Origin of the sequence: Brevibacillus sp. SYP-B805 (genome assembly GCF_011059135.1) — a bacterium.
Classification (GTDB): domain Bacteria; phylum Bacillota; class Bacilli; order Brevibacillales; family Brevibacillaceae; genus Brevibacillus_F.
The window spans coordinates 111671-133718 of the sequence record NZ_JAALGD010000010.1; the positions used below are offsets into that span (position 1 = coordinate 111671).

At 58.3% G+C, this 22048-nt stretch carries 20 protein-coding genes; 12 read left to right on the forward strand and 8 right to left on the reverse strand.

Going from position 1 to position 22048, the window contains the following annotated elements; all coding sequences use genetic code 11:
* Positions 1-83: 83 nt before the first annotated feature.
* From G3578_RS13520 to G3578_RS13545, 6 genes are all read left to right on the forward strand, one after another.
* A complete protein-coding gene (locus G3578_RS13520; RefSeq protein ID WP_165213485.1) occupies positions 84-914 on the forward strand; it encodes an electron transfer flavoprotein subunit beta/FixA family protein in 831 nt (276 codons plus the stop codon).
* The gene (locus G3578_RS13525; RefSeq protein WP_165213486.1) at positions 911-1942 is read left to right on the forward strand and encodes an electron transfer flavoprotein subunit alpha/FixB family protein; all 1032 of its coding nucleotides are present in this window, start codon (positions 911-913) and stop codon (positions 1940-1942) included. The genes G3578_RS13520 and G3578_RS13525 overlap by 4 nt, the downstream gene beginning before the upstream one ends.
* Positions 1926-3221 (forward strand): FAD-dependent oxidoreductase, encoded by a 1296-nt coding sequence (locus G3578_RS13530; protein ID WP_165213487.1) that lies wholly within the window; start codon positions 1926-1928, stop codon positions 3219-3221. Before G3578_RS13525 ends, G3578_RS13530 begins: the two co-directional genes overlap by 17 nt.
* A complete protein-coding gene (locus tag G3578_RS13535) occupies positions 3203-3517 on the forward strand; it encodes a ferredoxin family protein (RefSeq protein ID WP_165213488.1) in 315 nt (104 codons plus the stop codon). Before G3578_RS13530 ends, G3578_RS13535 begins: the two co-directional genes overlap by 19 nt.
* Before the next feature lie 6 nt (positions 3518-3523).
* A complete protein-coding gene (locus G3578_RS13540; protein ID WP_165213489.1) occupies positions 3524-3676 on the forward strand; it encodes a hypothetical protein in 153 nt (50 codons plus the stop codon).
* A 94-nt stretch (positions 3677-3770) separates the two neighbouring features.
* Entirely contained in the window at positions 3771-4640 is an 870-nt protein-coding gene (locus G3578_RS13545; RefSeq protein WP_206529684.1) for an RNA polymerase sigma-70 factor, read from the forward strand.
* An 84-nt stretch (positions 4641-4724) separates the two neighbouring features.
* On the opposite strand, the gene G3578_RS13550 is transcribed toward G3578_RS13545, so the two are convergent.
* From G3578_RS13550 to G3578_RS13570, 5 genes are all read right to left on the reverse strand, one after another.
* Entirely contained in the window at positions 4725-6200 is a 1476-nt protein-coding gene (locus G3578_RS13550; RefSeq protein ID WP_165213490.1) for a sodium:solute symporter family protein, read from the reverse strand.
* Positions 6197-6397, reverse strand: coding sequence for a DUF3311 domain-containing protein (locus G3578_RS13555; protein WP_165213491.1), 201 nt, complete (start codon positions 6395-6397; stop codon positions 6197-6199). Before G3578_RS13555 ends, G3578_RS13550 begins: the two co-directional genes overlap by 4 nt.
* Positions 6398-6437: 40 nt before the next feature.
* Complete coding sequence (locus tag G3578_RS13560) at positions 6438-7628, reverse strand: M20 family metallopeptidase (protein ID WP_165213492.1); 1191 nt, start codon at positions 7626-7628, stop codon at positions 6438-6440.
* 291 nt (positions 7629-7919) lie between these two features.
* A complete protein-coding gene (locus G3578_RS13565) occupies positions 7920-9218 on the reverse strand; it encodes a helix-turn-helix domain-containing protein (protein WP_165213493.1) in 1299 nt (432 codons plus the stop codon).
* An 88-nt stretch (positions 9219-9306) separates the two neighbouring features.
* On the reverse strand, positions 9307-9951 hold the full coding sequence (locus G3578_RS13570; RefSeq protein ID WP_165213494.1) for a thiamine diphosphokinase: 645 nt from the start codon (positions 9949-9951) through the stop codon (positions 9307-9309).
* A gap of 262 nt (positions 9952-10213) precedes the next feature.
* On the opposite strand from G3578_RS13570, the gene G3578_RS13575 reads away from it, so the two are divergent.
* The 3 genes from G3578_RS13575 to G3578_RS13585 all read left to right on the forward strand — a co-directional run bounded on the left by G3578_RS13575 (position 10214) and on the right by G3578_RS13585 (position 15055).
* Complete coding sequence (locus G3578_RS13575; protein WP_165213495.1) at positions 10214-11098, forward strand: GNAT family N-acetyltransferase; 885 nt, start codon at positions 10214-10216, stop codon at positions 11096-11098.
* A 181-nt stretch (positions 11099-11279) separates the two neighbouring features.
* The gene (locus G3578_RS13580; protein ID WP_165213496.1) at positions 11280-12473 is read left to right on the forward strand and encodes a THUMP domain-containing class I SAM-dependent RNA methyltransferase; all 1194 of its coding nucleotides are present in this window, start codon (positions 11280-11282) and stop codon (positions 12471-12473) included.
* Positions 12467-15055: a DUF4855 domain-containing protein gene (locus G3578_RS13585; protein ID WP_241254619.1), complete on the forward strand. Its 2589-nt coding sequence runs from the start codon at positions 12467-12469 to the stop codon at positions 15053-15055. The genes G3578_RS13580 and G3578_RS13585 overlap by 7 nt, the downstream gene beginning before the upstream one ends.
* Positions 15056-15120: 65 nt before the next feature.
* On the opposite strand, the gene G3578_RS13590 is transcribed toward G3578_RS13585, so the two are convergent.
* Both G3578_RS13590 and selD read right to left on the reverse strand, forming a co-directional pair.
* Positions 15121-16416 (reverse strand): MDR family MFS transporter, encoded by a 1296-nt coding sequence (locus G3578_RS13590; RefSeq protein WP_165213497.1) that lies wholly within the window; start codon positions 16414-16416, stop codon positions 15121-15123.
* Between the two features lie 416 nt (positions 16417-16832).
* Positions 16833-17897 carry a selenide, water dikinase SelD gene (gene selD, locus G3578_RS13595; protein ID WP_165213498.1) on the reverse strand — a complete coding sequence of 355 codons (1065 nt, stop codon included), beginning with the start codon at positions 17895-17897 and terminating at the stop codon, positions 16833-16835.
* 88 nt (positions 17898-17985) lie between these two features.
* On the opposite strand from selD, the gene mnmH reads away from it, so the two are divergent.
* The 3 genes from mnmH to G3578_RS13610 all read left to right on the forward strand — a co-directional run bounded on the left by mnmH (position 17986) and on the right by G3578_RS13610 (position 21256).
* Positions 17986-19050, forward strand: a complete 1065-nt coding sequence (gene mnmH / locus G3578_RS13600) for a tRNA 2-selenouridine(34) synthase MnmH (RefSeq protein ID WP_346774011.1) — start codon at positions 17986-17988, stop codon at positions 19048-19050.
* 88 nt (positions 19051-19138) lie between these two features.
* Positions 19139-20251, forward strand: coding sequence for an aminopeptidase (locus tag G3578_RS13605; RefSeq protein ID WP_165213499.1), 1113 nt, complete (start codon positions 19139-19141; stop codon positions 20249-20251).
* Between the two features lie 39 nt (positions 20252-20290).
* Positions 20291-21256 carry an RluA family pseudouridine synthase gene (locus G3578_RS13610; protein WP_346774012.1) on the forward strand — a complete coding sequence of 322 codons (966 nt, stop codon included), beginning with the start codon at positions 20291-20293 and terminating at the stop codon, positions 21254-21256.
* A 57-nt stretch (positions 21257-21313) separates the two neighbouring features.
* On the opposite strand, the gene G3578_RS13615 is transcribed toward G3578_RS13610, so the two are convergent.
* The gene (locus G3578_RS13615) at positions 21314-21838 is read right to left on the reverse strand and encodes an SRPBCC domain-containing protein (RefSeq protein ID WP_165213500.1); all 525 of its coding nucleotides are present in this window, start codon (positions 21836-21838) and stop codon (positions 21314-21316) included.
* Positions 21839-22048: the final 210 nt, after the last annotated feature.

Here is a 22048-nt window from a genome sequence, read left to right on the forward strand (position 1 = left end):
GTACACCGCAGCGGATGGCGGGAAACAACGACCTGTCCGAAGGGGAGACAACCTTATTGAAGAGAACGAAGGGGTGATGGAGCATGCTGCATATCGTGGCCTGCATCAAGCAGGTCCCGGACACCAAGATCATCAAGATGAACCCGAAAACCAATACGATGGACCGTTCAAGCGCGCCGGCGATCCTCAATCCCTACGACGCCCATGCCGTCGAGGAGGCTGTGCGCCTGAAAAATCGTTACGGAGGCACCGTCTCCGTCCTGACGATGGGACCGCCTCCAGCCGTCAAGGCGATCCGTAAATGCATCGAGATCGGGGCAGACGAAGGGTACATGATCACGGACCGGGCGTTTGCCGGGGCGGATACGCTGGCAACGAGCTACGCGCTGACCAAGGCGCTTGAAAAAATCGGCAAGAGCCGGTCGATCGATCTCATCATCTGCGGCAAGATGACGATCGACGGGGATACCGGGCAGGTCGGGCCGGGGATTGCCAGACGCCTGGATATCCCGCCGCTGACCAGCGTCAAGAAAGTGGTGGAGATCAACAAGGAAAAAGGCTACGCGATCGTCCACCGGAAGCTGGAGGACGGCTACGAAGTCGTCCAGTCCACCCTGCCGTGCCTCTTTTCCGTCGAAAAGGAGATCAACGAGGTGCCGTACGCTCCGCTGCCCAATATGATCAGGGCGGCCCGCTACCAGCCCCATATCTGGTCGGTCGACGATCTGGAAGATGTGGACCGGACGCTGCTTGGCCTGAAAGGTTCCCCGACCATCGTCTCCAAGGTGTGGCCGCCGGAGAAGCCCAAGGGGGGCGAGATGCTGACGGGCACGCCGAAAGAACAGGCGGAACGGATCATCTCCCTTCTGCTGGAGAGAAAAGAGCTGTTCAGGGCGAAGGAGGAACTCGGATGAATCTGGAGGATTACAAGGGCGTCTGGGTGTTTATCGAACAGAAGGACGGGAAGATCGCCCGGGTCTCGCTCGAGCTGTTGGGCGCCGGACGGAAGCTGGCCGACAAGCGCGGGGTGCCGCTGGCGGGGGTCCTGATCGGCGACAGGGTAAAGCATCTGGCCCAGGAAGTGTTCGCCTACGGGGCGGATCTCCTTTACCTGTACGACGATCCGATCTTCCATCACTACCGGACGGAGTCGTACATGCGGGCCGTGATCGACTGCTGCCGGAAATACAAGCCGGAGATCTTCCTGTATGGCGCCACCTCTACCGGGAAAGATTTGGCCAGCGCCGTGGCGACCGACCTGGCGACGGGTCTGACGGCGGATACCACCATGCTGGATGTGGATGCCGAAACCGGACTGCTGGAGGCGAGCCGTCCGGCGTTTGGCGGCAACATCATGGCGACGATCCTGTGTAAAAAAGACAGGCCGCAGATGGCAACCGTCCGGCCGAAAGTGATGAAAGCCCTGGAGCCGGTGCCCGGACGCAGCGGCCAGCTGATTGAGGAGCACCTCCCCCTTGGCGAAGAGGATATCCGCACCAAGGTGCTGGAGATCGTCCGCGAGACGCAGAAAAAGGTGCGCATCGACGAGGCCGATATCATTGTGGCCGGCGGGAAAGGGCTCGGGAGCAAGGAAGGCTTCCAGCTGATCCACCAGTTCGCCGACGTGCTGGGGGCGTCTGTCGGCGCGAGCCGCGATGCGGTGGAAGCGGGGTGGATCGAGCACCATCACCAGGTCGGGCAGACCGGGGTGACTGTGACACCCAAAATCTATTTTGCCATCGGGATATCCGGTGCGATCCAGCATCTGGTGGGCATGCAGAATTCCGGACTCATTATTGCGATCAACAAGGATCCGAACGCCGCCATCTTCCAGGCGTGTCACTATGGCATCGTGGGGGATGCGTTCGAAATCGTGCCGCTGCTGATCGAAGGCTTTCAGGCGGCGCTGGCCAGGGAGGTACAGTATGGCGGAAAAGTTTGATGTGATTGTGGTAGGAGCGGGACCGGCCGGGACGGCCTGTGCCTATACGCTGGCAAAAGCGGGCGTAAACGTGCTGCTCTTGGAACGGGGCGAGTATCCGGGTTCCAAAAACGTGATGGGCGGGGTCCTGTACCGCAAGATGATGGAAGACATCATCCCGGAATTCTACAAGGAAGCGCCGGTGGAGCGGCCGATCGTCGAGCAGCGCTTTATGATGCTCGACAAGGAGTCGGCGGTCACCTTCAGCTACAAGGGGCTGGAATGGAACCAGCCGCCCTACAACAACTTCACGGTGCTGCGTGCCAAGTTTGACCAGTGGTTCGCCGACAAGGCGGTTCAGCAGGGGGCGCTGTTGGTCAACGAGACGGTCGCGCTGGAGTGCATCGTGGAAGACGGCAAGGTGGTGGGGGTACGCACCGACCGGCCGGACGGCGATGTCTACGCCGATGTGGTGGTGCTGGCGGACGGCGTCAATTCCCTGCTGGCCAAGTCGCTCGGGTTTCACAAGGAGTTCCGTCCCGATGAAGTGGCCCTCGCGGTGATGGAAGTGCTGAAGCTGGACCGGAAAATCATCGAAGACCGCTTCAATCTGGAAGGCGACCAGGGCTGTACGATCGAGATTTTCGGCGACGCGACCAAGGGCATCCTCGGCACAGCCTGGCTCTACACCAACAAGGACAGCCTCAACATCGGCGTCGGTACGATGCTCTCCGGGCTGATCAAGCACAAGATCAAGCCGTATGAGCTCCTCGAGTATGTCAAGCAGCATCCGATGATCCGCCCCTATCTCCAGGGCACGGAACAGCAGGAGTACCTCGCGCACCTGATCCCGGAGGGCGGCTACAACTCCATGCCGCAGATCGTGGGCGACGGGGTGCTGGTGGTGGGGGATGCGGCCCAACTGGTGAACGCCATTCACCGCGAAGGCTCCAATATGGCCATGACATCCGGGGTACTGGCGGCCGAGGCGATCCTGCGCGCCCGGGAAGCGAACGATTTTTCCAAAACCATGCTGGACAGCTACCGGGTCAACCTGCTGGACAGCTTCGTCGGCCAGGATCTGAAAAAATACAAGGACGCCACGCATCACTTCGAAAAGTTCCCGCACTACATCGAAAAATATATCCCGATGATGAACCGGGCCGCCAGCCAGATGTTTACGGTCGACGGCGCTTCGAAATGGGAAAAGCAGAAAAAAATCTGGCGGGACATCGGCAGCGCCGGTGATAAGCTGAAAATCGCCCGGGACCTTTTCCAAGCATGGAGGGTGATGAAATAGTGAGCGAGCAGGCAAAAGGTACGTCCATTGAAGAGAAGCAATATCTGGTCCGGTTCAAAGCGGATACCAAGTCCCATCTGACCGTGCTCGATGCCGATATCTGCGCAACCAAATGTCCGGATAAGCTGTGTACGATCTTCTGTCCGGCTGAGGTGTACAAGTGGGAAGAGGTGCGCATGCATGTCGGGTACGAAGGCTGCCATGAGTGCGGCAGCTGCCGGATCGGCTGCCCCTACCAAAATATCAAATGGGAATACCCCAAGGGCGGCCACGGCATCATCTTCCGGCTGGGGTAGCCCTTGATGTTCTCGGTTGGCGATTACGTCGTCTTTATTCGCGATGGGGCTAAAGGCGTTGTGATTGGAGTGGAGAACAACCGCTGTCAGGTCATGTGGGAAGATTTCTTTGTCAGCTGGGAAGACTGCGCGTCGCTGCGCATCGATGCAGAAGGGTAGCCATGGTCAGCAACCACTTTCTCTCATCAAAGGAGAAAGTGGTTGTTTTACGTATCCTATACTTCGGAGGTGATGCGCCATCGATCGTCGGGAGCTGTACACGACATACAAACCATTGCTGTTCGGACTGGCCTACCGCATGCTGGGCAGCGTGATGGACGCGGAAGACATGGTGCAGGACGTGTTTGTGGCCATCGACAGGCTGGATGTCACCACGATCACCAACCCCAAAGCGTTCCTCTGCAAAATGGTGACCAATCGCTGCCTGGATTATCTGCGATCGGCCCGGAAACAGCGGGAAGTGTACGTGGGACCGTGGCTGCCGGAACCCCTTCTTGCCGACGAGTCGAACGATCCCGCCTCAGCGGTCATTGCGCGGGATACGCTCTCCATCGCCTACCTGACCATGATGGAGAAGCTTACCGCCACGGAGAGAGCCGTGCTGGTATTGCGGGAGGCGCTTGCATTTGACTACGGGGAAATCGCGGAGATCGTCGGGAAGACGGAAGCCAACTGCCGCAAGATTCTCAGCCGGGTGAAACAGAAGCTGGGCGAAGAGATGGGGAGCGCGAACCTCCCCTATGAGCAGAACAAAAAGCTGATTGTCGATTTTATGCAGGCGATCCATGCCGGCGATACCGAAAAAATGCTGGCTTTGCTGGCGGAGGACGTGGTGCTTTACTCTGACGGCGGGGGAAAGGTGTTGGCCGCGCGGCATCCGATACGCTCCCGGGAGCGGGTTGCGGCCTTTCTGGCGGGGATCGCCAGGAAGCGCCCGGCCGGATTCCATGCGTACCTGGCGACCGTCAACGGCCTCCCTGGAATCGTCCATGCATGGGACGGCCGGATTCACAGCGTCATCAGCTACAAGCTGCGTGACGGCCGGTTGGAAGCGATCTATATCATCTTGAATCCGGAGAAACTGAAGCATATCTCTCTGCCGGCATCACCGCCAATCGGGTAAGGGCCAAAAACCGGGAGGCAGCAGGGAAAAGGAACTCCCCTATCAAACGGCTGATAGGGGAGGGGGTCTGCCTGATTCGGACGGTTACGCCACCATTTCTTTCTTGCTACCGACAGCCGCGCCGCTTCCGGTCAGGAGGCTGACGACCGTCATCAGCACGACATTGACGATGAGAGCGACAATCCCGACGTTCAGATCCTTGACCGCCTGGGGCAGAGACGGGAACAGCGTGCCGATCGTGCTGTTGCTGATGGTGATGTAGGCAACGGTTGCCACACCGGCGAGAATGCCGACAGCCGCTCCCTGCTTGGTGACGAAGTTTCGCTTCCACAGGCTGAAGAACAACGCCGGAAACAATTGCGTCACCAGGCTGTAGCCCATCAGCAGCAGGGCAACAATCGCGTTTCCTCCCTCAAACGTGAAGTAGAGCGCAACGAGGGCAACCACGGGCACCAGGTATTTGGCCAGTCGGGAAATCTGCTGCTCGGATGCCGCCGGCGCAAACGCCTGATAGACGTTTTTCGCCAGCAGGGTAGCCGCCGTCATCAGAATCATGGAACCGGGCACGATGGCCGTCAGCAGACCGGCGGCCCCAATGACTCCGACGAACCACGGGTCGAAGGTCTTGATGGAGAGCCGCAGCAGGGAAAGGTCGCCGTCCGCTCCCTTTAACCCGGGAACCTGCAGAATGGCGGCAAAGCCGACAAAGAAAACGAACAGCAGGACCAGCTGATACAACGGCATGACTATCGCATTTTTCCGGAACACTTTTTCATTTCGGGCCGCGTAGACGGAACCGAATGTGTGCGGCCACATGTAAAAGCCGAGGGCGGTCAGGAGAACCGTGGAGACAAACCACGACGCGCTTTGTCCGCTGTCCGGCAGGCTGAGAAACCCTGGTTTTGCCGCCTCGATGGCTTCAAACATCGGCTGGATGCCGCCGTAGTAGTGGAACGGCAGGTAAAGGCCGAGGAAGACGACCACGCCCAGAATCATGATATCCTTCACCACCGCGTTCCAGGCAGAACCGTGGATACCGGAGATCATGACGTACACGGTTACGGCGATCACGCCGATCCAGATCGCCGCGGAGGAGGAAATGGTGCCGTAAGACGCTTCCGACACGATAATGCCCAAGCCTTTCAACTGCAGGACAAGATAGGGAACCAGCGCCACGACGCCCACCAGGGAAACCAGCACGCCGAGGTACGGACTGTTGTACTTGCTGACAAAAAAGTCGGACTGCGACATCAGCTTGTGTGCTTTCGCATACTTCCAAATCGCCGGGAGCAGCCAGTAAGACATGATGTAAGCCAGGCAGCCGTAAGCGATGATGTAGAAGGTAGGGCCGCCCTTGCTGTACGCCCAGCCGCTGCCTCCAAGGAAGGTGAACGTCGTGTAGATTTCCCCGGCCATCAGCAGAAAAACAAAAATGGTGCCGAATCCGCGGCCGCCTACCGTCCACTGCTCCAGGTTCATGTCTTTGCCTCTGCGGGCCTGGATGCCAAGATAGAGGGACAAGGCCAAAAAACCGAAGATGATCCATAATGCCGCATTCATTGCGATTCCCCCTTCTTGTTCGCCGGGTCCAGCCGGTAGAGGATCGTCATGATCACCGATGTGGCGATCACCCAGAAGACGATCCAGAACAACAGAAACGGCAGTCCAAACACATAAGGGGTAACCTTGTTGATCCACGAAATGCAGCCGAGAATGCCGATAAACGGCAGCAATGCCAGCAGATGAATCAGCTTCACGGGCGAACCCTCCCTTCCTTATCTGCACGTGGCAGAAGACTCACGAATGCCCTGCCATGACGACCTTGCGCGCGGCGTTGACGAACATCTTCACCCCCACTTCCAGGGCTTCTTCGTCGATGGTGAAGCGCGGGTGGTGGTGAGGGTGGACGATGCCCTTGTCCTTGTTGCCGGCTCCGATGTAGAAGAAGCAGCCGGGGGCTTTTTGCTGGAACGCGGAGAAGTCTTCGCCGCCCATGTTCGGTCTGATGTGAGCCACCCACTCCGGTCCCAGCGCTTCCACGACGACCTCTTCCATCAGGCGGGTGACATCCGCGTCGTTGATGACCGGACGGTAGCCGTACTCGTACTTGAACTCGTAAGACGCCCCGTGCGCCTCGGTAATCCCTTTGACGACGCGTTCCATCAGTTTGGGCACCTCTGCGCGCAGCTTCGGATCAAAGGTGCGGACCGTCCCCCACATTTTGACCGAACCGGGGATGACGTTGTGGGTCGTGCCCGCGATAAATTGCGTGACGGAGATCACCAGATTGTCCAGCGGGTCGGTGTTGCGGGAAACGATATGCTGCAGGTTGGTTACCACCTGCGCCCCGATCGCGATGCTGTCCACGGTCTGGTGCGGCAGTGCGGCGTGACCCCCTTTGCCGATCACCGTGATCCAGAAGGTATCCGGCGCGGCCATCATCGGGCCGGGGACGATCCCGACCTTGCCGTACTCCAGCGGCGCCCAGAGATGCGAGCCGATCACCAGGTCAACCCCTTCCATCACGCCCGCCTGCACCATCTCCTCCGCGCCGCCCGGATAGATCTCTTCCGCGTGCTGGAACAGGAAACGGACTTCCCCTTTGATCCGCTCCTTCATCCCGGAGAGGATTTTGGCTGCTCCCAGAAGCATCGCCGTGTGCCCGTCGTGGCCGCAGGCATGCATCACGCCGGGATTTTGGGAGGCGAACGGAAACGTGTTTTCCTCGGTGATCGGCAGGGCGTCGATATCCGCCCGCATCGCGATCACTCTGCCTGCCCGGGAGCCGATCAGCCGCGCCATGACGCTCGTTTTCGTCGGACGCGAGACTTCCATATTGCCAAAGGAGAGCAGGGTATCGTAGATGAACTGCGCCGTCTTCTCCTCATGAAAAGAGAGCTCGGGATGCTGATGCAAATAGCGGCGCCAGGCAATCACCTGCTCCTTTACCTGCTCCACCGCTTCGTTCAACGTTGCCGTCGTGGTCATTGATCACATACCTCCTTCTGATGGGCTGAGGCCAGCTTGCGAACGGCAAGGTACGGCACGCTGGCACCTTCCGCTCAATCCCACGGGTACTGTACGCAGCCGGAGTCCCCAAAGCATTAACGGTTAATTTAAGGATATGTCCATAATTGTAAGATAGTCTGTAAATTTTGAAAAGGCGAAAAACAACAAGCCTGACGATGTTCCGTCAGGCGGGAAAGAAAAGGCTGCGATTCTGTCAACGGCGAAAAAAACTTGGCTGGTTCGCCGGGAGAGGATGGCAGGTTGATCGTTTCACAGCGTAATCCGATACAGTTTGCGCGGCCGGCCGCGCGGGTGGGGGTTTTCTTCCCCGATCACCTGAGCCACGCCCTTGGTTTCCAGTCCCATCAGGATGCGGCGGGCGCTTCTCGGCATGATTTTCATGTGCTGGGCCAATTCGTGCGCGCTGATTTCCATTTTGCCCAGCTTCTTTAAGATCGACGCCAGTTTGCTCAGGGTGATGACGCTGAGCGACGTCTGCCGGCTGATCGCTTGCAGCTGATCGGAGACGCTGCTGTAAGTGAGCTGCTCTTGCGTGCCCAGCGGACCGGCGATGGTCTTGTCGTCGAAAAAAGCCATCCATGCGCCGGTTCCGTACGCCTTGGCGTGCAGCAGCGCCGTTCCGGCATGGATCTCCGCTTCGTACGCCGTCTTGCCGATGCCGATGCCACAGGTGACCAGATTGCTTTTGATTTCTTCCACCTCTTCAAAAGCGGGAATGGACGTAAAGTTTTGCGTCACCTCACGCAGTTGGCCGCGTGTGGTAAAAATCACGTAACGCCCGGGACCGGCGGCTTTCAGGGAACCCTGAAGCCGCTTGGCGTACCGGAGCAGCTTTTCGGTTGTTTTGATTTCCAGGTTGTGAATCTCATCAGTGGAAAACGTCCCCTTGGGCAATCCCTTCCACGAGTCGAGCTCGATCATTTGCACAGCGATTTGCGTGTCTTTGAAATGCAGCATCTCATAGGTCCGCAGCAGCATGCTGATGATCGAGTGGACGCCTGTTCGCGTGGGAAGGACCCGATAGACGGGGACACCCCGGCGCAGCAGTTCCAGATGCGCCGTGCGCAGACAGGTAACGGCTCCCTTGGTTTGACCGGCACGCCACAGCTGCTCATGATAGTCGGCCAGCTCCTGGGCATGGATGGCCCCCTCATAGTGCTTCAGGTAGGCAGGTCTGCCGGGAATGCCCGCCTCGTCGAGAAAACGGCTGAATTCATCCGGATGGAACGTATCGAAGCTGAGGTCGTCCACCCGCAATCCTTCTTCATGGGAGAGATGCAGCAGCGTCCGGTACAAGCTGGCGCCGATGTGCGGCACATATGCCATCGGCGCCTCAATTTCTCCCCATTCTTTGGCCATGGCAAACGGCACCTGCCCGGAAAACAGCCACATGTCGGCCTGCTTCACATGCGGCTTCAGCAAGTCAATCAGCTCTTCCTCCCGCCAGTAGACGATCGGAATGCATGCAATCTCCGTGAACTCCTTGACAACCGATTGGATCATTTGCAGCGAATCGTCCGCACCTACTACTCCGAGTCTGACTTTCAAGCCTGGTCCCTCTTTTCTCGAGTCTCCCTTTACCATAACAAATTTCGGCGGGGAAGAGGAATACGCCGGAATGGCGGCTGCTTGCCCATTAATCCATGCTTTTGATCACCAGCAGATACCCGCTGGCAAGCTCAATCGTACCGGTTTCCTCTTCCAGGACATTGCTGATCCCGAGCGAATCGCCGGTCGAAAGGGTTGCCTGATGCAGCGGATACCGGAATCCCGTCAAGGTAATCCCCGTGACCTCGGAGCTGAGCGGGAGGAGCGAGATGTGGGGAAAACGGTCTTTTTCCACCGAGCAGCCGCGGTCGATCAGCATCACTTCATTTTTCTCGTCCACAATCCGGCAGGGTACACCGGCTCTGAGGGCCTTCATGAGCAGTTGGACATTGGCAAGGGTATGGTCAAACCTGGTGCCGAGCGCGCCGAGCAGGACGATCTCGGCGGGCGACTGCTCGATGGCCCAGCGCAGGGCCATTTCGGTATCGGTCAAGTCTTTCCATACCGGGTCGCAGGTAGAAAGCGCCTTCGCGCCGGCCCGGATCTCCTCCCGTTCGTCGGCAGACACCGAGTCGAAATCCCCGATAGCCAAATCCGGCAGCAGTCCGTGCCGGACGAGAAAAAGGGCTCCGCGGTCCACCCCCACGAGCAGATCGCCAGCCTGTATCTCCCGCAAGGCCCACTCCCCGAGGCTCCCTCCCGCAAAAAGCAGGATACGCTGACGCTCGCTCATGCCGGCATTCCCGGTTCCAATGCCAGAACTCTCGCGGCATGTTGTGTCTGTCTCATTTTTCGTGCGCATGCTTCACCTCGATACGGTTTCTGCTTGAAAGACTATTTTCGCAATCCGCCGAGGCTATCCCTTCTTTTTCAACAAAATGATGCAGGAACAGGAAAAGCACTTCCCTAGGAAAGAAGAAATATTTCCGCAATTGTTGAAAACTGGATTTTTCTCGATTAAAATATTTTTATTGAATGGGAAGGGGCTGGGAATAGTGATCACGATCAAGCGGTTAAGCGAATGTACGATGGCAGAGGCGACGGAGGCCTGGAACAAGGGGTTTGAGGGATATTACGCCGATATGACCGCAACGGTTGAGCGTTTTGTTTGGCGGTTGGGCTCGGAAGGAATCTCGCCTTCCCTCTCCGTCGTGGCTTTCGCGGATGGCGAGCCTGCGGGTTTGGTGCTGACCGGAATCCGTACGGTTGCGGGCAAAAAAGTGGCCTGGAACGGCGGTACGGGGGTGGCGTCCGCTTATCGCCGCAGGGGTGTGGGGAAAGCGATGATGGAAGCGGTCCTGCAGATCTATCGGGAGGAAGGCGTGGCGATCGCGACGCTGGAAGCGATCAGCCACAATGAGAACGCGATCGCCCTGTACCGGCAGATGGGCTATGAGGTGGTGGACCGGCTGCTGTTCCTGCAGCATACGAAAGGGTTTGCCTCCAATCCGTTTGCGGGAGAAGCTGGAAGGTATCAGGTGAGACACGGCATTCCGCACGATGTCCGGCCGCTCTCCTTCTGCGTCCATATGGCCCCCTGGCAGACGCAGTGGGCGGGCGTGCGGGACGGGGAAGCGGTGCTGGTGAGCGACGAACGGGGAGAGGTCGTCGGATATGCTTTGTACAAGCGGGTGTTTGACGACAACGGGAGACTCGCCGCGATACATCTGCACCAATGCGTGGCGGCCCCTCACCGGACGGATGCCGCCGCCATCATGCGGGCTGCCCTCAGTCACGTGTTCGCGCCGTTCGAGGCGGTGTGCAAGCGCAGCACGTTCAACTTCCCGGCTTCGAACGAAACGGCGGTCGCCCTCCTGCGGGAAGCCGGGTTTACGCCGTTCCTGGAGCAGGTGTACATGACCCGGTCGATGGAAGCGTAACGATTGACCCATACGGCTTTTCTGATCCGCCAACCAGCCCGCGGTCATGTGAAACGACCGGACGGGCTGGTTCGTCTTTATTTTAAGGATACTTCCGTTACCATTTCCCCGGCTGTTCGGGTATGATAGGAGAGTGAGTGAAGAACTGACTTACAATGCTGGTACCGGGAGATTACTGACGATGCAGAAAGTGGATTTGATCGCAACGGCAACATTCGGGCTGGAGTCCGTGGTGGCGGAAGAGGTCCGGAATCTGGGATATACGGATGTGACTGTGGAGAACGGCAAGGTGATGTTTCGCGCCGATCTCGCCGCCATCCCGCGGGCCAACCTGTGGCTGCGGACGGCGGACCGGGTGCGGCTGAAAATCGGGGAGTTCAAGGCCACGACATTTGACGAGCTGTTTGAGCAGACGAAGGCGCTGCCCTGGGCGGAATGGATTCCCGAAAACGGCCAGTTTCCGGTGGAGGGAAAATCGGTGAAATCGACCCTGTTCAGCGTCTCCGACTGCCAGGCGATTGTCAAAAAGGCCGTGGTTGAAAGCTTAAAGAAGACGTATAAACGGGATTGGTTCGAAGAGACGGGGCCGCTCTACAAGATTGAGGTGGCCCTGCTGAAAGATATCGCCACGCTGACGATCGATACCAGCGGTCCGGGTCTGCACAAGCGGGGCTACCGGGAGCTGATCGGCGCCGCGCCGCTGAAAGAGACGATGGCGGCGGCCCTGATTCTCCTGTCCCGCTGGAAACCGGACCGCGTGCTTATCGATCCGTTCTGCGGGTCGGGCACGATTCCCATTGAGGCCGCTTTGATCGGACAAAACATCGCGCCGGGCATGAACCGCGCATTCGTCTCCGAAAGCTGGCCGGTCATTCCGAAAACATTGTGGCGGGAAGCGCGGGCGGAAACCCACGATCTGGCCCAGTACGACCGGAAGCTGGAGATCATCGGCACCGATCATGACGAGGAGATTCTCAGGGTGGCCCGCCGCAATGCCCGTGAAGCGGGCGTGGAGGAGCAGATCCATTTCCAGCGCATGGAGATGAAGGAGCTGCGCACGAAAAGAAAGTACGGCTATCTCATCTGCAACCCGCCCTACGGGGAACGGTTGAGCGAACGGCGAGACGTGGAGCGCCTGTACAAGGAGATGGGACGGGTCTTCTCCGCGCTGGATACGTGGTCATTTTACGTGCTTACCTCGCATGAAGGGTTTGAAAAACACTTCGGGCGCATCGCCAGCAAAAAAAGAAAGCTGTATAACGGCAATATCAAAGTAGACTACTATCAATTCTTCGGGCCGAAGCCTCCGCGGCCGAAACCGGAGGAAAGCGCCAGAGACAGAGAGATCGCGAGAGTTGAGGAGGAAACATGCTGAGAAGAAGAAACACCATTCCGCGCCAATTGGCGGTGATCGGGTTGGCGGCAGCGCTGTTGACAACATCTGTCGGGCCGGCAGCCGGGGCAGCTGCGCCGGCGTCCGTCAACACGGCCGCAGCATCCTCTTTGGCAGCGGAGATAGAGGGAGAGTCGTCACCGATATCTTTCGCGGATACGAAGGGCCATTTTGCCCAACAGGCCGTGGAAAGCCTGGCCAAGCTGCAGCTGATCCAGGGGGATGGCAGCGGCCTGTACCATCCCAACCAGCCGATTTCGCGGCAGGACTTCGCCATTCTGTTTGCCAAGACGGCGGGGCTGCTGCCGATACAGCCGAAAGAGGCGCGTTTCGCCGATATCGCGGCGGACGGGCCGTACGCGCCGTATGTCGAGTCCCTCGCCGCTGCCGGACTGATGCGGGGACGAACCGACAGCCTGTTTGGGGCAGCCGCCCCCATCAAAAGACAGGAGTTGGCGGTGCTGCTTTCCCGTTTCATGACGGCGACCGGCAGCGATCCGCAATCGCAGGAGGATCGCCCGGTTTCTTTTGCCGATGCGGCAGAGATTGCCGCCTATGCGCAGGAAGCGGTCGCCAAGGTGTCGGCCAAGCAGTGGATGCGAGGCAGCGGCGGCCGGTTTCAACCGAATGGGCAGGTGACGCGCGGCGAAGCGGCGGTGATCATGGACCGGCTGCTTGCCGAGCGGGTGAAACAGGCGGAGAATGCGGCGTTTCGCGTCAATGCGGACAAGCTGACCCTGCTTGCGGGCGAGACCCGGCGTCTGGAAGTAAGCGCACCCGATGGTTCCGCGCTGCCTTTTACTCCGGTGTTTGCCTTTGACCGGCCGGAGCTTGGCACGGTTCTGGGGGATGGCACCTTCATCGCCGGACCCAAAGCGGGAACGGGGCAGGTGACCGTCACCGTCGGCTACAGGAGGATCACGATCCCGGTGGAGATTACGGCGGATGGCGGATCGTCCGAGGAAGCAGGCGGCACGGCGGCTCCCCTGCAGGAAGAGGGCTTGACCAACTACGCGCCGGACAGTTTTTATGCCGTGCGAACGACGGGACCGGCGGACAGCTATTTCCACAGTCTGGAAAAAAATTATCCCGGACCGGTGGGCGGATTGGTGACCCCGTCGGAAACCTGGACGGGGTACGCCCGCCAGTTTGGCCGCGAGATCACCCTTGCGCTGCCGGGCACCAAAACCGTGGAACGGGTACTGCTCAGCTTCAAGCAAGACAAGAAGCAGGGGATTTATCTCCCGCCTGAGATGGAAGTGGAGGTGTCCAAAGACGGCAAGACCTGGCATTACGGCGGCAAAGCCACCCATTCGGTTCCGGCTTCCGAGGAGACGCCGGTGATCCGCACGCTGGCGGTCAGCCTGCCGTCGGTGGACGTCCGTTATGTTCGGGTTCGTTTCCCGGTCCAGATCTTTGTCTTCGCCCGCCAGCTGCAGGTGCTGGGGAGCGAAAGCCACGGCAATGACGTGAAGCCGGTTTTCCTGGCCCCTGTTCAAGCCACAGCCGCGCTGATGGACAAGAAGGCGGAGGACCGGATGCAAAACATGCTGCTCGCCTATTCCGGCGCTTACGCCGAGCGCGGTACCTGGACGAAGGAGGATTTCCTGCCGCTGGTCGGCTACATGTCGCCGGATGGCAAGGTGCTGGATCGGATGTTTGACAGCATCCTGTTCCTGCCGTATCCGAACCTGCCGTCGACGAAAGAGGGCTGGGAGCATTATCTGGACGATCTGTTCAGCACGCAGCGGCAGCTGTATGCGCTCAATGATGCGATGATCGAATACAACAAACGCCGCGGCACGCTCTACACCGATCCGGTGGTGGAGAAAGTGGTGCTGACCATTCCCTATCCGGATGTGAATCAAGGCAACTTCGGCAAGCTGTTGGAAAACCAGGATTCCCTCTCGTTCCAGCCCAAGGCGGTCGGGGAAGAACGCTCATACCGGTACCGCAAGCAGGCGCTGGACTGGTACTTCCAGAAGCTGCTGCAGCGCTGGCGGCAGGCGGAGTTCAAGTATTTGAAACTGGAAGGGATCTACTGGTACAAGGAGATGATCGATGACGCCGTTCCGGGAGAAAGGCAGCTGATCCGGGAGACGGCGGAGATGGTGCATAACCAGGCGCTGCGTTTCTACTGGATCCCGTACTTCGGCGCGACCGGCCTGTCGGAGTGGAAAGCGCTCGGCTTCGATTACGCCTTTATCCAGCCCAATTTCTACAATGACAAGGAGATCCCCGTGGACCGGATCGAAACCACGCTGAAGGTGGCCAACCAATACGGCATGGGGGTCGAGGTGGAAGGCGACGAACGGATGGTCCGCGACATGCGGTACTACCAGATTTACTACAATCAGCTGATCGCCGGCCACAAGCTGGGCATCGACAAGGAGAAGGTTCACGCGTATTACTATGGCTCCAAGAGTCTCCTGGAAGCGTTCAAGAGCAAGGAACCGCAGGGGCGGGCCATCTATGACGATACGTATCAATGGATGCGCGGCCGCTTTACCCGGACGGAGTACCTGGTGCCCAAGGTGGAGCCCGTGCCGGCACCATCGAAGTAAGGGAAAAAAGAGAAGCCTGTTTTCCTCACACAAGAGGGAAAACAGGCTTTTTCGCATGGCAAGCCCTATACCATCTCCGTCTTTTCCTTAACGGCATGGGACAAGGAGCTGTGCGCCTGGACCGGACGGCTGTCCGGCAAGATTTGAAACAATTTCACGTACAGAAGGGCGCTGAGCAGCGAACAGAGAAGAATGATCCCGAATACCCCGATTGGCGGCATCCACGCGGAAAGCCAAATGGTTAACGGCGCCAGAAAGCGTCCGATCGAGAACTGCAGGCTGGAAGCCCCCATATATTGTCCCCGCGCGTCCTCCGGTGCGTATTTGCTGACGAAGCTCTGTACCACCGGGGTGCGGATCAGCTCTCCGAGCGTCAGGATCACCGCGCAGCCGAACAACAGCCACACCTGGGTGGTCAGCCCGATGAAAAACATGCCCAAGCCATAGACGACAGACGAGAAAATCAGCGCATTCCGGTCGCTCCAATGCTCAAACCATCGGGTGACGGGCAGGGTGAACAGCACGACCAGCAGCCCGTTTAACCCCACCATCCAGCCGAACACTTCCGTACTGTTGAGAGAGAACGACCAGCCGTTCCACGCGAGGAGTGTCTGTGCGGGGACGAACTCTTTCACGTACACCGCCAGATACAGATCAAGCTGCATAAAGGTGATGGCGACCAGAATGCCGGCCGCGATATAAAGGGCAAACGCCTTGTCCTGCAGGATCACCGCATAGCTCTGCCATTGTTCCTTGAGGAGAGAGGACCCGGCCGCCGATGGGTCGCGTTTCTTCGCCGTCTCCGGGAGCGTCTCCCTGATCAGGAAGAAGATCGCGAGGGCATAGGCAAGCGTCACGACCGTACAGGTCAACAGCAGCGCGCTCCGGTAATGCAAAAAGAAAATCGATCCCAGCACCGGGCCCAACACGACGCCGATATTCATCGCCGTGTAAAAGGTCGCAAACACCACGCGCCTCTCCTCTTCCGGCGTCAGATCAGCCACCATCGCCGAACTGGCCGGCCAGTAGATGGACCCGCCCAGCCCGATCCCGATATACGCCAGATAATCCACCCAGTGGTTGGCAGACAGGGCAAACAGCGCAAACATCGCCGCCTGCATGAACGAGCCAAGCAGCATGGCGGGGCGGCGGCCAAAGCGGTCGGACAGATAACCGCCCAATAGGTTGCCGAAAATCCCCACGAGCGGCGGCACGGTCAACAGGATGCCGGCCACATTTTTCCCGAAGGCGTCGCTGAAGTAAAGCGCCATAAAGGGAAAGAACATCCAGAACAGCGTATGGAAGAGCGTCTCGCCGAGCAGCCTGATTTTTAAGTTCAGATCCCATGAAAGCCAATGCATAGCAGGTTTTCCTCCTAACCGAAAATCGAAGATGGCTGCAGGATAAACACGGTTCCGCATCAGGCACCTGGGAAAGCAACAGGCGCATGCGGGCAGAAAAGGCCAATCTCCGTCCGCATGCGCCATCGGCTGGGGCAAAAAGAAGACGAACGTTCCTCCGGCGCACAAGTGGTGCAGCAGACAGAACAAATCGCCTTCCGATCGCACAACATATGAAAAACGGAAGCGGAACAGGCGTCATCCTGCAGCTTCTGCAAGCAGATGAAGTTGTAGGGGGATGATGCCCCCTACGAGGCATCATCTACTGTTCAGAAACGACAGAATGCACCATGTATCAACACTCCCGTTTGTTTGGTAATGGTAATTGCTTACAACCTAGCATACGCCAGGAACGATCCAAAATGCAAGAATTTTTTTTATTGCTCCAACTGTCCTTCCACGACGATCTGTCCCGGATGCTCTGCCACCACGTCGGCGATGATCCGGGCCCAGGTGACGCCGTGCTGGTGCAGGGATTCGAGCAGCTGTCCGGCCTCGTCGGCAGGCAGGCTGATGAGCAGCCCTCCCGAGGTGACCGCATCGCACAGGATCAGGCGGTCGGTCTCGTCCATCCCGTCGGGGAAGCGAACGCGATCCTGCACCCAGCGGAAATTGGACTTGCTGCCGCCGGGAACGATCCCCTGCTCGGCAAGGCTCCGGGTGCCGGAGAGGACGGGCACCTGGGACGCGTGCACGCGAATGCCGACCCGGCTACCTTCCGCCATTTCAAGCGTATGCCCCATCAGGCCGAATCCGGTCACGTCCGTGCAGGCATGCACGTTGAACGGCTCCAGGCAGGCGGCGGCCTGTTTGTTCAGGGTCGCCATGATCCGCATGACGGTTTCGGTCTGCTCCGGGGAGAGGGCGTCCCGCTTGATCGCGGTGGTCTGAATCCCGACACCGATCGGCTTCGTCAAAATCAGCACATCGCCCGGCTTGGCACCGGCATTCGTCAGCACACGGGAGGGATGTACCGTTCCAGTGACGGAGAGGCCGAACTTCGGTTCCGGATCGTCAATGGAGTGGCCGCCTACCAGCACCGCTCCTGCCTCCGCCACCTTATCCGCGGCACCGCGCAGAATCTCCGTCAGGATGGCAGGGTCAAGCTTGCTGATGGGAAAGCCGACGATGTTGAGCGCGGTGAGCGGCTTGCCGCCCATGGCAAAAACATCGCTCAGCGCATTGGCCGCCGCGATCTGGCCGAACCAGTAGGGATCGTCCACGATCGGCGTGAAGAAATCGACCGTCTGTACCAGGGCGATCTCGTCCGTCAGCTGGTAGACGCCGGCGTCATCCGACGTTTCGACGCCCACCAGCAGGCGCGGATCATGATGCTGGGCGGGGGGCAGGTTTTTGAGAACAGAAGAAAGCGCGTCCGGACTGATCTTGCATCCGCAGCCGCCTTTTGTCGTCAGGGAAGTAAGTTTTACAGAAGCTAGCATGGTATGGCCTCCTTCCGAAAACGGAAATCATGATAAGATGTAAGAAAAGCCTATAATACTAGCATAGCAGATTGCAGGTGATTTACCAGTGCAGGACATCAGTGTGGAAGAGATGCTGCATCAAGGATACGGGAATTTGATCGACGTACGCTCGCCAGGCGAATTCGCCCGCGATACCATACCGGGTGCCGTCAACATTCCGCTCTTTAGCGATGCAGAGCGGGCACAGGTCGGCATCATGTACAAACAGCAGGGACAGCAGGCGGCGCAATGGCTGGGGATGCAGATCGTCTCCCCGAAGATAGAGTCGCTGATGAAGGCGATCCGGCAGCGGGCCGAGGAAACGGGCGAAGAACCGACGATCTTCTGCTGGCGCGGCGGCATGCGCAGCCGGGCGATGGCGACATTTGCCACATTTTCCGGCATCCCCGTCCGCAGGCTGATCGGCGGCTACCGGGCGTATCGGCAGCACGTGGTCAAAACGATCGTACCCTACGAACTGAAGGTTCCCCTCGTCCTTCTCCACGGCATGACCGGCGTCGGCAAGACCGAGCTCTTGCGCCGCCTGGAAGCCAGGGGGCTGCCGGTGCTGGATCTGGAGCGGATGGCGGGCCACCGGGGATCCGTCTTCGGACATATCGGCAAAGGCCGGCCGGCCAATCAAAAGATGTTTGATGCCCGATTGTTTGAAACCTTGCGCCGTTTCCGGACGGCTCCCTTTTTCCTGATGGAGGCGGAGAGCAAGCGGATCGGGAATGCCGTGCTGCCCGCCTTTTTGATGGACGCGAAGGAGCGGGCGCTGCATGTGGATGTCACCGCCCCGCTGGACGTCCGGGTGGAACGGCTCTATCAGGAGTACGTGCTGCCGTTTGCGTGGCGGCCGGACTATCAGGACAGCGTGATGGCAGCCTATGCCGGCATCGCCAGACGCATACCGACCGCGCAGTCCCATCTGCTGCGGGAAGCGATTCAGAGCGGCGACTACCGGACGGCGATCGCCACCCTGCTCGTCTATTATTATGATCCGCGGTACCAAAACAAACGGAATGCCTACGTGGGCAGCTTTACGGAAGTGGATGCCACGGACCTGAACCAGGCGGAAGAGCGGATCGTCAGGTATCTGGAAGAAACGCTCGGTTGGGGAACACTGTAAAAAATTTTTTATCAAATCATCTATTCCCGATCGGCTTTGTGTTAAAATATGGGAGTTGGAAAAAGAATTTTTTTGGGGGAGTTTTGCCATGTTGGATCCACGTATTGAGAAATTGGCGAGTACTTTGCTGAATCACTCGGTGCGTCTGCAGGAAAAAGAGAACCTGATGATCGAGGTGCGGGGCGAGGGGCGCGACCTGGCCAGAGAGCTGGTGAGACAAGCATACGAACGGGGCGCTTATCCCTATGTACGGTTTGTCGATCCTCAAATCCATCGCCAGCTGCTGCTGGGCACTTCCGAAGAGAGGGTCGCCAATCTCGTGAAGTGGGAAGAAGGCATGTGGAAGGAGATGCATGCGTATATCGCCATCAACGGTTTTACCAACGACAGCGAAACGTCGGACGTGCCGGTGGAGAAGCGGCGGATTCATCAGCTTGGCAGCAAACCGCTCAATGATTATATCATCTCCCATGTCAATTGGCTCCTCGTAAACTATCCGACCCCGGCCATGGCGCAGAATGCCAACATGTCAACGGAGGCCTTTGAAAACTTCTACTTTGACGTATGTACCCTCGATTATGCAAAAATGTACAAGGCGTTCCTGCCGCTGAAGGAACTGATGGACCGGACGGATCAGGTACGGCTGGTGGGACCTGGCACCGACCTGACTTTCTCGATTAAAGACATCCCCACCATCATCTGCGCGGGCCAAAGAAACATCCCGGACGGCGAGATCTATACGGCGCCGGTTCGCGATTCCGTGAACGGCACGATTACCTATAACACGCCTTCGCTCTACATGGGAACCAAATTTGAAAATGTGCGCCTCGTCTTCCGGGATGGCAAGATCGTGGAAGCGACCGCCAACGATACGAAGCGGCTCAACGAAATCCTCGACAGCGACGAAGGAGCCCGCTATATCGGCGAATTCGCAATCGGGGTAAACCCGTACATCCTGCAGCCGATGTTTGATACCTTGTTCGATGAGAAAATCACCGGCAGTTTCCACTTCACCCCGGGACAAGCCTATGAGATCGCTGACAACGGCAACCGCAGCTCGGTGCACTGGGACATGGTGAACATCCAGCGTCCGGAGTACGGCGGCGGCGAGATCTGGTTCGACGGCGTCCTGATCCGCAAAGACGGCCGGTTCGTGCCGGATGAACTGCAGGGATTGAATCCGGAAAATTTGAAGGGATAACTGAAAAGATAAGCGGATGAACAGAAAGGGGGATCAGCGGTGAAACGGAGCAGCTGGCTGGAACATGTCGTCTCTGCCGAAGAGGCGGGCATGACGGTGGAGCGGGTCATCCGGGAGAAAATGGCCGTCTCCGGCCGCATGCTGCAGCGGCTGACACGCAGCAAGGGGATACAATTGAACCGCAAGCCCCCTTATCTGCAGCGAACGGTAAAAGAAGGCGACCGCATCCGCGTGCGCATCGCCGACAAAGCGGCCGATCTCCCGGCACCCGCAGCCGGGAAGCCCGCCGGAATCGATCTTGATATCCTGTACGAAGATGAGCAGTACATCATCGTCAACAAGCCCGCCGGCATGATGGTTCATCCGGTGAACCCGGAGCAGTCGGGCACGCTGGTCCATCGGCTGGCTGCATACTTGCGGCAGCGGGGAGAAGCGGCTGCCGTCCATGCCGTCCATCGGCTGGACAAGGAGACGACAGGGGCCATTTTGCTGGCCAAGAGCGGTTATGCCCATCAGCTGGCGGACCGCATGTTACGCGAGGGAGCGCTTAAGCGCGAATACGTCGCGGTGGTGTGCGGGCAGATAAAGGACGATCAGGGCACCGTCGAAGCTCCGATCGCCCGTGATCCTTCCCATCCCACCCGGCGCCGCGTTGACGAGAAAGGCGAGCCGGCCATCACGCATTACGCCGTCCTGGCCCGCTCCGCACGCGCCACGCTGGTCCGGGTCTGGCTCGAAACCGGGAGAACCCATCAGATTCGTGTCCACTTTGCGCATCTGGGCCATCCGCTTGCCGGTGACAGGCTTTACGGCGGGACGCGGTTTTCCTTTTCGCGCCAGGCTCTCCACGCGTACCGTCTGGCCCTGCGGCATCCGGTGGACGGCAGGGAGATCGACGTAACGGCAGCGCTGCCGGAGGATATGATACGCTTCATTCAACCGGAATTCCATACTATGGTAAACGCTTTAGTAGTTTCCCCTGATAAAATGTCACAGAAACGTTAAGAAGTGTCCTTGAACAGCAAAAGCCGCCAAAGCGGCTTTTGCTGTTTCCGGCGTATCTCATTTGCTTTGAAGCTCTACCAAAAAGTCGGCCAGGGAGTCCCAGCTTTGGGTAATGCCCTGAATTACGCCCATATCCAGCACAGACTTGAGCGCTTCTTCCGTCGCGTACTGCGTACGGCTGATCAACTTCGTCTTGCCGTCATGTTCGACGAATTCCAATGTAATCCGAGCCTCCGGCATGTTCTCGTTGACGTTGCCTTCCGCATCGGAGAACACATCGGTGTACACGATCCGCTCCGGTACTACGATTTCATGAAAAACAGCCCTGCCCCACGATTCTTGACCGAAATATTCCTGGCTTTCGTCAACGCATTTCATGCAGTAATGCCATACGCCGCCAGGACGAAAATCGATATTACAAACCGTAAGCGGCCATCCTTTTGTCCCGAACCAACGCATTAAATGTTCGGCCTTCGAGAAAGCTTCGAACACCAATTCGCGCGGCGCGTCAAAAACGCGTTCGAGTACAAGCTCGCGGCCTTCCACCTTCCAAACCAATTTATTGCTTGCACTGTTCACCATTTCAATATCCTCCTTGATTTTCGTTTGCAGTCAAAGCGGCCCTTCGAGATGATTGCCAGACCGATTATGATCTTCACGATACACCTCCATTTTTTGCGACTTCTGCAAATTATTAATATCCCGTGATTGGAATATAACCATTTTTGAATATTCCCGTCAAGGAATTTATTATTTTGATTCCACGTTTGTGGGTAAAAATTTACAATTGAA